This is a genomic window from Parabacteroides timonensis (assembly GCF_900128505.1).
Classification (GTDB): domain Bacteria; phylum Bacteroidota; class Bacteroidia; order Bacteroidales; family Tannerellaceae; genus Parabacteroides; species Parabacteroides timonensis.
In genome coordinates, this window is sequence record NZ_LT669941.1 from 505,809 (window position 1) to 520,473 (window position 14,665).

11 protein-coding genes are annotated in these 14,665 nt (G+C 45.0%); 4 read left to right on the plus strand and 7 right to left on the minus strand.

What is annotated here, in order from left to right; translation table 11 throughout:
• Nucleotides 1-7: 7 nt before the first annotated feature.
• Both BQ7394_RS09595 and BQ7394_RS09600 read right to left on the minus strand, forming a co-directional pair.
• Nucleotides 8-1,123 (minus strand): efflux RND transporter periplasmic adaptor subunit, encoded by a 1,116-nt coding sequence (locus tag BQ7394_RS09595; RefSeq protein ID WP_075557240.1) that lies wholly within the window; start codon nucleotides 1,121-1,123, stop codon nucleotides 8-10.
• 170 nt (nucleotides 1,124-1,293) lie between these two features.
• Nucleotides 1,294-2,694, minus strand: a complete 1,401-nt coding sequence (locus BQ7394_RS09600; protein WP_075557241.1) for an efflux transporter outer membrane subunit — start codon at nucleotides 2,692-2,694, stop codon at nucleotides 1,294-1,296.
• Nucleotides 2,695-2,796: 102 nt separating this feature from the next.
• Between BQ7394_RS09600 and BQ7394_RS09605 the strand changes: the two genes are divergently transcribed.
• Nucleotides 2,797-3,204, plus strand: coding sequence for a BamJ family beta-barrel-assembly machinery protein (locus BQ7394_RS09605; RefSeq protein ID WP_075557242.1), 408 nt, complete (start codon nucleotides 2,797-2,799; stop codon nucleotides 3,202-3,204).
• A 45-nt stretch (nucleotides 3,205-3,249) separates the two neighbouring features.
• On the opposite strand, the gene BQ7394_RS09610 is transcribed toward BQ7394_RS09605, so the two are convergent.
• From BQ7394_RS09610 to BQ7394_RS09620, 3 genes are all read right to left on the minus strand, one after another.
• Complete coding sequence (locus BQ7394_RS09610; RefSeq protein WP_235848825.1) at nucleotides 3,250-4,269, minus strand: alpha/beta hydrolase; 1,020 nt, start codon at nucleotides 4,267-4,269, stop codon at nucleotides 3,250-3,252.
• A gap of 333 nt (nucleotides 4,270-4,602) precedes the next feature.
• Nucleotides 4,603-6,888, minus strand: a complete 2,286-nt coding sequence (locus BQ7394_RS09615; protein WP_075557244.1) for an NADP-dependent malic enzyme — start codon at nucleotides 6,886-6,888, stop codon at nucleotides 4,603-4,605.
• A gap of 122 nt (nucleotides 6,889-7,010) precedes the next feature.
• Nucleotides 7,011-8,957, minus strand: coding sequence for a DUF4132 domain-containing protein (locus tag BQ7394_RS09620; RefSeq protein WP_075557245.1), 1,947 nt, complete (start codon nucleotides 8,955-8,957; stop codon nucleotides 7,011-7,013).
• A 94-nt stretch (nucleotides 8,958-9,051) separates the two neighbouring features.
• On the opposite strand from BQ7394_RS09620, the gene BQ7394_RS09625 reads away from it, so the two are divergent.
• The 3 genes from BQ7394_RS09625 to BQ7394_RS09635 all read left to right on the plus strand — a co-directional run bounded on the left by BQ7394_RS09625 (nucleotide 9,052) and on the right by BQ7394_RS09635 (nucleotide 12,473).
• Nucleotides 9,052-9,405 carry a hypothetical protein gene (locus BQ7394_RS09625; RefSeq protein WP_082212206.1) on the plus strand — a complete coding sequence of 118 codons (354 nt, stop codon included), beginning with the start codon at nucleotides 9,052-9,054 and terminating at the stop codon, nucleotides 9,403-9,405.
• A gap of 232 nt (nucleotides 9,406-9,637) precedes the next feature.
• Nucleotides 9,638-11,938 carry a TonB-dependent receptor gene (locus tag BQ7394_RS09630; protein WP_075557247.1) on the plus strand — a complete coding sequence of 767 codons (2,301 nt, stop codon included), beginning with the start codon at nucleotides 9,638-9,640 and terminating at the stop codon, nucleotides 11,936-11,938.
• Between the two features lie 100 nt (nucleotides 11,939-12,038).
• The gene (locus BQ7394_RS09635) at nucleotides 12,039-12,473 is read left to right on the plus strand and encodes an HIT family protein (RefSeq protein ID WP_075557248.1); all 435 of its coding nucleotides are present in this window, start codon (nucleotides 12,039-12,041) and stop codon (nucleotides 12,471-12,473) included.
• Between the two features lie 115 nt (nucleotides 12,474-12,588).
• Here BQ7394_RS09635 and yihA read toward each other — a convergent pair whose 3' ends face one another.
• Together yihA and BQ7394_RS09645 are read right to left on the minus strand one after the other, a co-directional pair.
• Nucleotides 12,589-13,191 carry a ribosome biogenesis GTP-binding protein YihA/YsxC gene (gene yihA, locus BQ7394_RS09640; protein WP_075557249.1) on the minus strand — a complete coding sequence of 201 codons (603 nt, stop codon included), beginning with the start codon at nucleotides 13,189-13,191 and terminating at the stop codon, nucleotides 12,589-12,591.
• 5 nt (nucleotides 13,192-13,196) lie between these two features.
• Nucleotides 13,197-14,657, minus strand: a complete 1,461-nt coding sequence (locus tag BQ7394_RS09645; protein ID WP_075557250.1) for a sodium:solute symporter — start codon at nucleotides 14,655-14,657, stop codon at nucleotides 13,197-13,199.
• Nucleotides 14,658-14,665 lie beyond the last annotated feature (8 nt).

Sequence of the window (14,665 nt, forward strand, 5' to 3'; positions counted from 1 at the left end):
GACGTTCTTATTTTATGGGGGTAATACTCATTCCGTCCCTAACTTTCAATAAAGCGGTGGTGACGTAACGTTCGTTCGGTTCGATCCCGCTGATGACCTGCCGCAGCGTGTCGTCCACCAGTTGTCCCGGTTCTATATGGCGGTATCGTACGATATTGGAATCATTGACAATATAAAGGTATTTTCCCAGCTGGTCGGTACCGATGGAGGCATCGCGCACCAGGACGGCGTCTTTCTTCTCGCTGTAAGGGAGGGTGATGGTGACGTATAATCCGCTTTTCAATTCCCCGTTCTTATTATCGAGATTGGCACGGACATTCAGTGTTCCGGTCGAGAGGTCTACGTTAGGCGAAAGGTAATCCAGCCGGCCTGTGTAGTTCTGCCGTCCGTTATCTCCCAGATGTACGGAGATTGTTTCGGGAAGTTTCACGGTGGAGTCGTTCTGGGCGGCTGTGATCATCATCTTCATAAACTGGTTGTCCTCGATGTTGAAGTTTACATACATCAGGTCGTCTTTATACAAAGTGGCCAGTGTGACAGGTTGGGCCGCTCCGTTTATATAGTTGCCGATATCGTAGCTGGCGCGGGTGATCCGTCCGTCGAACGGGGCGCGGATATAGCAATATCCCAGATTGGTGCGGGCAGTATTCAGTTCGGCTTCCGAATTACGTACGGAGGCTTCCATCTCTGCCACGGTCGATTGAGCCTGCAAGACCTGGATCTGGCTGACGGCCCCGCTTTTGGCTGCTTCTTTCATTCGCTCATAATTACTCTGGGCATAGTCCAGTTGAGCTTTAGAAGTTTTCAGTGCAGCTTCCGCCTGGGTGACATTATCTTTGTAGGTATCCGGTTCGATCACGAAGATGAGGTCTCCTTTCCTGACTTTACTGCCTGGTTTGAGATGTGAAGTCTGAAGGTATCCGTTTACGCGGGATACGAGGTTTACCATCAACTCGGAGCTTAAATAACCCGGATAATCTTTAGTCAATGTAATATCTTTAATCTCCGGTGTTGTTACGCTGATGGACGGGGCAGGCATTTCTGTCGGCTGCTTTTTCCCTTTGCAGGATGCCAGCAGAAGGAGAGACAGGGAGACTAGGGCGATTTTAGTTGTTGTATTCATATTTATAATTATTAGTTTTGTGGATGATCTCTTCATCCCGGCGTTATTGGATAACTGACTTTGTGTTTTGCCATACCTATGGCAGAACTCTGCCAAGCCTGTGGCAAGACTCTGCCAAGCTGATGGCAGGGCTCTGCCATGCCTGTGGCAAAATCATTTGATGCAGGATCTCAATCACTACTCCAGCCTCCGCCGAGCGCCTGATATAGCATTATCAGGTTGAGCAGCGAGGAGCCTTTCGCTTGCGTCAATTGATTCTCGTAGGAGAGCAGGGAGCGTTGCGCGTCCAGTACGTTCTGGAAAGGCGTCAGTCCCTGTTTATAGAGGTCGAGTGACAGGTCGAGCGTCTGCTGTCCCTGGTTGACTACTTCGCGGAGGGCAACGATCTGTTTGACCGAGTTCTTATAGGCATTCATTGCATTGTCGACTTCCTGTACGGAGGTGAGCACCGTCTGGTTGAATTGGCGTATCGTCTCATCCAGCTGGGCTTTGGCAAGCCGCGTGGATTGTGCCAGTTTCCCTCCCTGGAAGAAATTCCAAGAGATAGCCGGGGCGATCTCGTAAGTCAGGCTGTTGTGATTAGCAATCTTATCGATATCATGCGATGCAAACCCGATCGAACCTTTGACAAAGACCTGAGGCCACCAGTCAGATTTAGATGCTCCCAAAGTGGCAGCCTGTGCATTTACCTGGCGTTCGGCAGAACGGATATCCGGCCGGCGGAGAAGCAGATTGGCGGGGATACCGATGCCGACCGTCTCGATGTAATTGGGCAATGGGCGAGGTGTATCCATCAGGTGTTTTACATCCTGGGGATATAATCCCATCAATACGGCGAGCGAATTGGTATATTGGATAATGCCTGCTTCCAGTGCCGGCAATGACGCCTTGGTGCTGTAATAGACCGATTGCGCCTGTGCCACATCCAGCTTGGAGACAAGCCCGGTTTCATATCTTTTCTTTGTGATCTCTACGACGGCTTGCTGAGACAGGCAGTTTTGTGTCACTACCTCCATTTCCTGCTGCATCTCCCTCAGATTGATATAAGCCGTAGCCACCTGGGCACAAAGGGAAACCATCACGGCATTATACTCTTCTTTCGACGCAGCAAAGTTTTCTTTTTGTGCTTTCACCCGGTTACGGATACTGCCGAATACATCCAGTTCCCAGCTCATGGAGAGTGCAGCATCGGCATATTGGCTCGTTGTCTGTGGCAGGCTACTGGTGTTGCCGCTGGTCTGCTGTCGGTTCCATCCGGCAGAAAGTCCGAGGGTAGGTGCGTAGCTACCTTGCTGTATACGAAGATTGGCTTTCGCCATCGCGATACGATCGGCCGCCATTTGCACAGAATAGTTCTGTTTCACGGCTACGTCGATCAGGGAGTCCAATACCGGATCATTAAAGTTTCTCCACCAGTTATCTTCAACGGGGAGAGTCTGTTGGAAATTACTGTCGTTCTCCTGCCACGCTTCCGGCAATGCGTGATCGAGGTACTTATGCTCCGTCTGTGCCATTAGCGTCATTGGGAAAAAAAGACAGAGCATAGCATAACACCATGTACTTATGTGCATAATTTTTTGTTTAGATTTAATTCATAACAGCAAAAGGAAGGGATTGGTTTTAAATGAAATGGGTTATCTTTGCCGACAAAGTGAAATTAACAGGAAGGAAATATGGCCAAAAATAAGAAGGAAGAGTATAAAGAAAAGAATATTCAATTCCTAACGGAGATTGCTTTGCAGGAAGGCGTTGTAAAGTTACCGGGAGGTGTGTTATATAAAGTGGTGGAGCAGGGGACAGGTACTGTTTCTCCACAACCGAGCAGTGTCGTTTCCGTTCATTACCGCGGAACGTTGATCGATGGTCGTGAGTTCGATAACTCCCGGCAGCGCAATTGTCCTGAGGCATTTCGCCTGAATCAGGTGATAGATGGATGGCAACAGGCGCTTCAACAAATGCATGTGGGAGATAAGTGGATCATATATATTCCTTATACATTGGGATATGGTAATCGCCCGTCGGGTCCGATTCCTGCTTTCTCCACATTGATCTTCGAGGTGGAATTACTGGGTATATCTTAATTACCGCCGTAATAGCTACGGCGGTAACAAGAATTCATCGATCTGTCATTTCAGATAGTTGTTGAAGAATATTTCTATCTTGTCGAAAGGGATTATATCCATACGGTCGTATAAATCTACATGACTTGCTCCGGGGATAATCATTAGTTCTTTATTGTCGCCCTGTAACTTTTTGAAAGCATCTTCACTGAAATAGCGAGAGTGAGCTTTCTCTCCATGCATTACAAGTACGGCACTGCGGATCTCATCGCTGTATGAAAGCAGCGGCATGTTGATGAACGGCAAAGCCGATGTTTTGTTCCAGCCATTATTCGAGTTGAGTGAGCGGGGATGATAACCGCGTTCGGTCTTGTAGTAGTCGTAGTAGTCCTTCACAAACTGTGGAGCATCGGCGGGTAGCGGATCGATTACACCACCGGCAAGCGCATACGTACCGTTCTTTGCATCCTCTGTCCGTTGAGCGTTGAGTTGTTTGCGGAGTTCGTAACGGGCATCGGCATCCATCGAGTCGAAATAACCGTTGGCATTGACGCGACTCATGTCGTACATTGTCGAAGTTACCGTTGCTTTGATGCGGGTATCGATAGCCGCCGCATTGAGGGCTAAGCCACCCCAACCACAGATCCCGAGGATACCGATACGTTCGGTATCGACGTCGTCGCGTGTCGATAGGTAATCGACTGCCGCACTGAAATCCTCGGTATTGATGTCGGGAGAAGCTACATATCGGGGTTCACCTCCACTTTCGCCTGTATACGAAGGATCGAAAGCGATGGTCAGGAATCCACGCTCGGCAAGCGTCTGCGCATAAAGACCCGACGACTGTTCCTTTACTGCACCGAACGGGCCTGAGACAGCGATGGCAGCTAGTTTGCCGACTGCATTTTTCGGTACATACAAATCTGCTGTAAGCGTGATGCCGTAGCGGTTGCGAAAGGATACTTTACTGTGATTTACATTGTTGCTTTGTGGGAATACTTTGTCCCATACCTGCGTTAAATTCTGATTTTCGTCCATCGTTATATCTGTATTAAAATTGTTACTTGCTGTTTCGGATGCATCCATCGTTGCAACAATATAAAAGCATGCGACCATTGCTATGCGTAGTTTCCTGAATGAATTTCTTGCCATACTTTTAATGTTTAATTGTGTAAAGTCATTCTTTATAAGTTTCATGTTACAAAATTAAAGGATTAAAGCAAGCGGCTTTGTACCAAAATCAATGATAGATTTACCTGATTTACGGATTTATTACATCTAGCGAATACAGACGGGTGAACTGGTGGAGAATAGTAGTAGAAAAGGAGTAAATATCGGTAAAAAGAAAAAGTACGGAGTAAATGTCTTACCCCGTACTTTCTTATGTTTTAGTAAAATAGAAACCTATTGTTACTTTATTTATTCTCCTTTCTCAATCTGCTCCTGTACAATAGCATCTACAACAGCAACCGTTGTCAGGTTGACGATGTCGCGTGTAGAGCTTTCTACGTCGGTGAAGTGGATAGGTTTGTTCAGACCCATCTGGATCGGGCCGATTGTTTCGGTAATGCCCAGTGTATCCAATAATTTGTAAGCACTGTTGGCAGAGCTTAAGTTGGGGAATACCAAAACGTTTACGTCTTTTCCTTTCAGCTTATTGAACGGATACATATCGTCACGCAGCTTCTTATCGAGAGCGAAGTTAACCTGCATTTCTCCATCGATCATGATCTCCGGATGGTTTTTGTGCAGATAATCGATCGCATCGTGTACTTTCAGCGGACTGCCTTGCTTATCGGAACCGAAGTTGGAGTAAGACAACATAGCCATCACCGGATCGTGTGCAAAGAACTTAACTGCATCATGTGTAAGACGGGCGATGTCGATCAATACTTCGGTGGAAGGATGGCGGTTGATCAATGTGTCGGATATAAAGAAAGTACCTTTCTTGCAAGTCATAATGTTCATAGCTCCGAAATGCTTGTACGACGGTCGTATACCGATAATCTCTTCTGCAAGTTTAGTCACTTCCGAGTAGCGGCTATAAACACCAGTTACAAATGCATCAGCATCACCGGTTGCCACCATCATCATACCGAATGCGTTACGGCCGACCATCTTTTCGCGTGCTTCGGAGAAAGTGACGCCTTCGCGTGCTCTCTTTTCCGATAGGATGCGGGCATAACGGTCGCGACGTTCTTCTTCGCGGTCGTGACGCAAGTTTACGATCTCGATACCTTCCAAGCTCAGGTTCTCTTCTGCTGCAATCTTAGCCAGACGTTCTTCGTTGCCTAGGAGGATCGGGTAGCAGATACCTTCGGCTTTTGCCTCTACGGCAGCTTTCAACATATTGACATGGTTGGCTTCGGCGAATACCACGCGTTTCGGATTGGCTTTTGCCATATCGGTAAAGGAACGAAGCATCTTGTTGTCGTATCCCATCATTTCACGCAGATGGTTGGCATAGCCATCCCAGTCGGTGATTGTTTTGCGGGATACACCCGATTCGATAGCGGCTTTGGCCACGGCTACTGATACACGTGTCAATAAACGGGGATCAAGTGGCTTCGGCAGGATATAATCGCGTCCGAAAGAAGTCCGTTTCAGTTTGTAGGCTGCATTGACAACATCGGGTACCGGCTCTTTCGCCAGTTCGGCAATAGCGTGAACTGCAGCCAGCTTCATCTCTTCATTGATCGCTTTGGCATGTACATCCAATGCTCCGCGGAAGATATACGGGAATCCCAGTACATTATTGATCTGGTTCGGATAATCGGAACGTCCGGTTGCAAAGATGATATCCTTGCGGGAGGCCATTGCGTCGGCATAGGAGATTTCCGGATTCGGATTAGCCAAAGCGAATACGATCGGATTTTCATTCATGCTGCGAACCATATCCTGAGTCAATACATCGGCGACAGACAATCCCAGGAACACATCACAACCAGCAACTGCTTCCTGTAATGTTTTAATGTCCCGGTCAGTTGCAAATTCCTTTTTAGCTGCATTCAGGTCGGTACGGTGAGTAGAGATAACCCCTTTACTGTCGCACATGATGATGTTCTCTTTGCGGGCTCCCAGCAGTACATATAATTTTGTACAGGAGATAGAGGCAGCTCCGGCACCGTTGACAACGATCTTAACCTCTTCGATTTTCTTTCCTGTCAGTTCCAGTGCATTCAACAATCCGGCTGCTGAAATGATGGCGGTACCATGCTGGTCATCATGCATCACCGGGATATCCAGTTCTGCTTTCAGGCGGGTTTCGATCTCGAAACATTCGGGTGCTTTGATATCTTCCAAGTTGATTCCTCCGAATGTGGGAGCAATGGCTTTCACTGTCTGGATGAATTTCTCCGGATCTTTTTCGTTTACTTCGATATCGAATACATCGATTCCAGCGAAGATCTTAAACAGTAATCCTTTTCCTTCCATAACCGGTTTGCCGGCAAGCGGACCGATATCACCTAATCCTAAAACGGCTGTACCATTGGATATTACAGCAACTAAATTTCCTTTTGACGTATATTTATAAGCATCAAGCGGATTCTTTTCTATTTCCAGACAGGGTTCGGCAACTCCGGGGGAGTAGGCGAGCGACAAATCTGTTTGTGTACTATAAGGTTTTGTCGGTATTACTTCAATCTTTCCGGGTTTACCTTCCGAATGATACCGTAGTGCTTCTTCTTTTGTAATCTTTGCCATAGACTTATGATATTAGTAGATTTAATACATGTTTTGAAAACGACTGCAAAAGTAACAAATTATTAGATATCTAGTACTGATTGCTTACAATTAGTTGGTGTTAAATTCGTATAATCATACACTCACAAAACAAAAGCTTTGACTAATACATCGAGTAAACTACTGATGAATCGTTCCGGAATGGAGGAGATCGGTATTCTCTCGTCTTCGGGTAGTTCGATCGTGTCCGGATCGGCCCCTTCTTTGTAAGGAGAAAACGATAACTCTTTTATAGTGCAGGTATTTTCTTCATATTCGAAAGGAAGCCGTGCGGCGATATCCAACGACTTGTCTATGATATAAAGAGTTTGTTCCTCTATCCGGGAAGTCAGATCTCTCGATTCAAATTCGTATATACTACTCAATCGAACCGTTCTTCCGGCATAACGGGAGATTTCATCGCCTTGTTTTTCCGCATCGTTTAACCGATGAACCGGAACGGATAGTTGCGACAACAATGGCTCGATCTTATTTTCATGCAATTGTTTTTGCCATTGGGCAGTAAGGTTGTCGTCCAGCTCTACCGGATGAACGAGTGAAACAACAGCATTTGCAGGAAGGATGAATTCTTTTTGATCTACCGTTATCAGGTTTCCGTTTTCCAGATAGCGGAAAGATTCCTGTAACCGGCCTTCTTTATATACACCCCAGATCAAGCCGTTTGTTATATAACGGAATATGGGGTTTTCGACAAAAATGGTCTGCCACGTCTCTGCAGGCCAGGTTCGTCCGTTTTTCAGGACTTGTTCGAGCCGTCTCCTTTGAAGGGTTGTTTGTGTTTTGACCTGCTTTTTCAGTCTTGCCAGTTCTTCCTTCGCTTCTTCTGCTTTTTCCTTGTCGTCCATTTTCAAAGCGGCGGGAAGGGATTTGCTTGTTTTCTGTTTGGAAGTGTCGAAAACGGATATGGAAAAGTCCGGCAATAGTGTCAGGCGTAAAATACGGGGACCGTAATCGATCTCTTTTTCTCCTGAACGGTTGAGTCCGAATGTGGGAACAAGCTGATCTGCCAATTCATCCATAGTGAGCCCCCGATGGATGGCAACCTGACGGAATGCTTTCAGGGCTTCACGCCTGTATGCACCCTCCGGCATCAATTCTATCCATTCATTGAGAACTGTTAGCGCAGTGGGAGTAGCCTTTAATCCGAGTAATCCGAGTGTATATCCGACAAGACCTTTGCGGCCTTTCTTCAACCAACCCTTTAATAGGGTATGTAGGCGTTCGAATTGCCATTCTGCACCATAAAAACAATATGGGGCCAGGATGCCTTTCCTGTTGGCTTCTGCTCCATCATCCAACCAGAACTGTAAAAGTTGTTCCAGTGAGGCATACCATTCCGGCTGATTGAAAAATGGAACGATCGAGTCGCAGTCTTTTAATCGGATAGCCTGAGGGAATGCCATATATTCACTTAATATGTAGCGGACAACCGGACGTGGCACAAAATCGGAACCGTCTGACCACGGGATCATCGTGTAGGGCTTTAACGGTAACCAGGCTATTTGCATGGTACGGTAAAGCTCGATGTGTTTACTGCAGTAATCGATAACTTCCTTTTTGTTCTTGAATTTGATTTTAGCTTTGCTATGTGTATTATCCCAGAACCTGAACAGTTGTTTGGCCCAGTTTTGAGCTTCTTCGCTGAGTTCCGGGTATTTCTGTTCTATCGATTCACGGGTTTTTTTCTCTTTGTTACTTATGACTCTCTCAATGTATCTCCGAATTAGTTTGGAGTCTTCAGTGAGCAGGTTCAGTAATGGTTCGTAGTCCGTCAGGTTACAATCGGAATAAAGCTTGTTTATCCAGATCAATTTTTTCTTCTGGGATATATCACTCCCTAGAAAGTCGTATGCTATTTTTTTGTGCTTACGGATCAATTCGTCTAACGGCATCTCCTGAAGGGATTCAATCAGACTGATATTGGAAGTACTATGAGCTTCGCAATAGGTATCGAACAACATATAAAGAGATTCATGCTTTTTACTCAAATTATCTTTAGGGGTGCTATCCGGCTTTTCTCTTTTCGTCATACTATTTCTATTTGTAAATCATCCTGTTATTATGGACAAGAACAAAAGTATAAAAATTATTTGTAACTTTGCACCTTCTCAAAAGAATATGGGTGTGGGAGAAAGGATGGTTAAATATATGAAATGGCTGCTACCGGTGATCTTCATCGCGTATTATAGCAGCATTACTTTATTTATCCATGTCCATATAGAGAATGGTACGACAATTGTCCATTCGCATCCTTTCGGAAAGGTGAATGGCGGTGTTTGCCATCATCATGCATCCTTATCTGAAATACAATTATTCCACATACTGACAACTATCAGTGTGGAAGATGGTGCAGTTTATGCCTACCATCTTGATTTCCATGCATTACAAATTGCCGAAATAGTAGAAATACCGGTCTGTCCGGATTATCTGGTCCCTGTTAAAGGGAAGCTTTCTCTCCGTGCCCCTCCTGTTGTCTGATAAAATATCTGTTACTTCGTTATCGTAAGGATGCTTGTTGTTAATACAAACGTCCCTTACTTTTAATTATTTGACCTTGGTAGTAAACATTTTCGACCTAGGTGATAATTGTTTTCGATCTGGGTGGTAAAGCTTTTCTACCTAGGTCAAAAATATAAAACGTCGGGTACTTTCAATTAAAAGGTGCCTGGTCGTAGATTAGTACATTATATATTTATCAGAACAAATTGCAATGAATAAGATTTTTATACTTATACTATGCCTGTATTGTGTCGTTACATCAGCATGGGGAGATGATGCTCCTGCCCTGAACCCTTCGGATGCCAATATCGTAGGGCACATACTGGATAAGGAAACGGGAGAGCATCTGGCTTTTATCACTGTCTTTTTAAAAGGTACGACCATCGGTACAACGACTGATGCTACCGGGCATTATTATCTAAAGAACCTGCCTGAAGGAAAGTTTACATTGGTGATGAAAACGTTGGGGTATAAAACGATAGAGAAACCGGTTACCTTGAAGAAAGGTAAAACATTGGAAGTAAATCTCGAAGTGGAAGAGGATGCCGTCTCTTTGGATGGTGTCGTTGTCTCTGCCAACCGGAATGAGACGACCCGCCGGTTGGCTCCTTCTCTGGTGAATGTGCTGGATTCGAAGACATTCGAGACTACACATGCGACTTCTCTGGCTGACGGTTTGAACTTTCAGCCAGGTGTACGTGTGGAAAACAACTGTCAGAACTGTGGTTTCCAGCAGGTACGTATCAATGGTCTGGAAGGCCCTTATACGCAGATATTGGTAGACAGTCGGCCTATCTTCAGTGCGTTGACCGGCGTATATGGTCTGGAACAGATTCCGGCTAATATGATTGAGCGTGTGGAGATTATGCGTGGGGGAGGATCGGCTCTGTTCGGTTCTTCCGCTATTGCCGGAACAATCAATATTATCACTAAAGAACCGTTGAGAAACTCGGCACAGATCGCCCACTCGTTGACAATGGTAGGTGGCGACCGTCCGGATAACAATACGACGATAAATGCTTCGCTGGTGACGGACGATCATAAAGCCGGTATCTATATGTTCGGGCAGAACCGTTATCGTGGTGCTTATGACCATGATGGCGACGGATATACCGAACTCGGAAAACTGAATGCCCGTACACTTGGTTTTCGTTCCTATCTGAAAACAAGTACCTATTCGAAGCTGACTTTCGAGTACCATAACATCAACGAATACCGTCGTGGTGGTGACCTGTTGGATTTACCTCCTCATGAAGCGAATATCGCCGAGCAGACGGAACATAATATTAATGGTGGCGGCTTGAAGTTCGACCTGTTTTCGAAAGATTACAAACATCGCCTGAATGTGTATACCTCAGCCCAGCATACGCAGAGAAGTAGTTATTACGGTGCCGGAAAGAACCCGAATGCCTATGGTAGCACAACGGATATGACCTTTGTAGGTGGTGCGCAATATTCCTATGAGTGGGAAAAATGTCTTTTTATGCCAGCCGAGTTTACCGGGGGAGCCGAGTATAACTATGATGATTTGCAGGATAAGATGTTGGGCTATCATCGTACGATCGAACAGACGGTGCATATCGGTAGTGTCTTCCTGCAGAACGAATGGAAGAATGAAAAATGGAGTTTTCTTGTCGGTGCGCGTATGGACAAACATAACCTGATCGACCATGCGATATTCAGTCCGCGTGCCAATGTCCGTTTTAATCCGAGCAGCGATATTAACCTGCGTATGTCTTATTCAAGTGGTTTCCGTGCTCCTCAGGCATTTGATGAAGATTTACATATAACGGCTGTTGGTGGTGATGTGGCAATCATACAGATATCCCCGGATCTGAAAGAAGAAAATTCGCAGAGTGTGAGTGTGTCTGCTGACTTTTACCGCCGCTTCGGTCCGGTGCAGACAAACTTCCTTGTAGAAGGTTTCTACACAGACCTGCGGAATGTTTTCATTCTCGAAGAAATAGGACGTGATGAAGACAACAATCTGTTGATGGAACGTCGTAACGGAAAAGGTGCCCGTGTGATGGGTATTAACCTGGAAGCGAAAGCTGTCTATTCATGGTTACAGTTACAAGCGGGTACAACCGTTCAGCGCAGTCGTTATAAAGAGCCGGAAACTTGGAGTGAGAATGAGAATATCGCACCTCAGAAGAAAATGTTCCGTTCGCCGGATGTATACGGTTATTTTACATCTTCATTTACTCCGATAAAGCGGCTGACCGCTTCGTTGACGGGTACTTATACCGGTAGTATGCTGGTTCAGCACCTGGCTGGTTATATTCCGGAGGATAAGGAAGAAAAGACAAAGGATTTCTTTGACCTGAATGTGAAGGTAGCTTATGATTTCCCTCTTTACAAATCAGTTACATTACAGGTAAATGCTGGTGTTCAGAATATCTTTAACTCTTATCAGGATGACTTTGATAAGGGACCGGAACGGGATGCGGGATATATTTATGGCCCGGGTATTCCGCGTAGTTATTTCATCGGTTGTAAGATTAGTTACTAAAATTATCCTATTGTATGTATAAAAGCCCGGTAAAAGTTTCTTGCTTTTACCGGGCTTTATGTTTACTTTCGCGGGAATTATAAATGAAATCTGATATAATATGAAATTAAGTGATCCCAAGGATTGTTTGTATTGCACGAACAATCAGACTTTGCATGATCTGATGATCGAGATAGCTCCATTATCTGTCTCCACGTTGTTCCTTTTTAAAGAACAGACATATTATGGGCGTTGTCTTGTTGCCTATAAAGAGCATGTACATGATCTGAATATGTTGAGCGATGATGAACGCAATGCGTTTATGGCGGATGTGGTGAAGGTGACACGTGCTATGCAGAAAGTATTTAACCCACAGAAGATAAATTACGGAGCTTATTCCGACAAACTCTCGCATCTTCATTTTCACCTGGCTCCTAAATATGAGGATGGTCCCGACTTTGGCGGTACATTTACAATGAACCCTCAAAAAGTTTATTTGTCGGATCAGGAGTATGAAGAGATGATTGCGAAACTAAAGGAGGCAATTGGAGGCTGAGGTCGCACGGCAATTATACTTGGCGAGGCGCAACCTTACGGAGTGGACACTATCCACTCCGGCATAATTGTGGCGATATCCATGCAACCTGATACCATCTCGCTCCCGGATAAGTTTAACCTTTTAAACTTTTATTTATATCATCAATATAATTGAGAATTTCTTCGCGTCCTTCTTTTTTCTCGGAAGAGGATAAGAGAATGGGAGGGAGTTCTTCCCAGGTTTCCAGTAATTTGTCCTGATAAGCTTTCAGGTTCTCTTTCAAACGTCCTTTGCTTATTTTGTCGATCTTGGTGAAGATGATTGAGAAAGGTACGCCATTCTCTCCTAGCCATTCCATAAACTCCAGGTCTATTTTTTGTGCTTCATGGCGACAGTCGAGCAACACAAAGAGATTGGTCAGTTGTTCACGTTCCAGGATATAATCTTCGATAATTCGCTGGATATTCTCCCGTCCTTCTTTTCCGCGCTGGGCAAAGCCATAACCGGGAAGGTCGACCAGGAACCAGTTGTTATTAATCATGAAATGATTGATAAGCAATGTTTTTCCCGGCTTCTGTGAAGTCATTGCCAAGCCTTTTTTGCCGGTCAGCATATTGATAAGGGAGGATTTGCCTACATTACTTCGCCCTATAAAGGCATACTCCGGAAAGTTTCCTGCGGGGCATTTCTTTACGTCTGTGTTGCTGATAACAAATTCTGCACTTTTAATTTCCATATTAATTAATCTTTTGTTGATTTATACTTAACTGAGGCTGCCCATAGTCCGAAGAAGGTGATGGCGCCGTTTACCATCAACATTTCGTAACCGAAGGTATAACCTGTCTGCTGTTTCACCAGATAATCCATCGCAAAGCAGATTAGCGGTGAGAGAATACATATATAAGGAACATATTTGTCACGTGGTTGTTTTTTAGTGAACAGGCCAAAGACAAATAATCCGAGTAAAGGACCATACGTATAAGATGCAATCATGTAGATGGCGTCAATCACACTACGGCTGTTTACGGCCTTAAAGATAAGGATAATTATTGCAAACAGCACCGAGATAAGTAAATGAGTCATCAACCGGGTACGCTTGGCCTTGTGTGCTTCCTCCTTTTCTACTCCCAGAATATCAACGCAAAAGGAAGTGGTAAGTGCCGTCAGGGCAGAGTCGGCGCTACTGAATGCTGCTGCGATGATCCCGATGGTAAAGAAGATCAGGATAGAATGTCCCAGAATTCCGGAAGTACAGAACATCGGTAAGATGTCGTCATTCAGTGCGGGCAATGCAATGTTTTTCTGAGCTGCCAGTGATAATAACAGGACACCCAGCGCGAGAAACAGGAAGTTGACCGGTGTAAAGGCAAATCCATAGGTGTACATATTCTTTTGCGCATCTTTCAGGCTTTTGCAGGATAGGTTCTTTTGCATCATATCCTGATCCAGTCCGGTCATTACGATGGTGATAAAGATACCACTGAAGAACTGCTTAACGAAATGTTGCGTGCTGTGCCAGTCATCAAATTCAAAAATACGGAAATGAGGATTGGCTACCAGTGTTTGTACCATGCCATTCATATCCAGTTCCATCGCATCTTTCACCTTCCAGATGATAACGATCAGCATGGCAATCAGGCAAAGGGCCTGGAGCGTATCGGTCCAGATAATAGTTTTAATGCCACTGCGATAAGTGTAGAGCCAGACAAGGAATATACTTATCACAACAGTTACCCAGAAAGGTATGTTCCAGGTACTGAATACATAATGTTGCAAAATAAGGACAACCAGATAAAGCCTTGCCGCTGCTCCCACGATCTTGGATAGAAGGAAAAAAGAGGCCCCTGTCTTATAACTCCGTCGTCCGATACGGTCGCCCAGATAGGCGTAGATGGAAGTCAGTTGCAGTTTATAGTAAAGCGGCAGAAGAACTTTGGCAATCAATATATATCCGAAGAAAAATCCCAGAACCGTCTGCATATAAGTCATATCTATACTACGCACCATTCCAGGAACAGAAACAAAAGTTACTCCCGAAAGCGATGTCCCGATCATTCCGATAGAAACTATGTACCAAGGGGATTTACGGTTACCAAGAAAAAAAGCATCATTGCTGGTGCTCTTTCTTCCTGTGATCCATGCGATGAGTAATAGGATACCAAAATAAATAGCAATGATCGAGAGAATTATATAGCTGTTCATTTATCGGG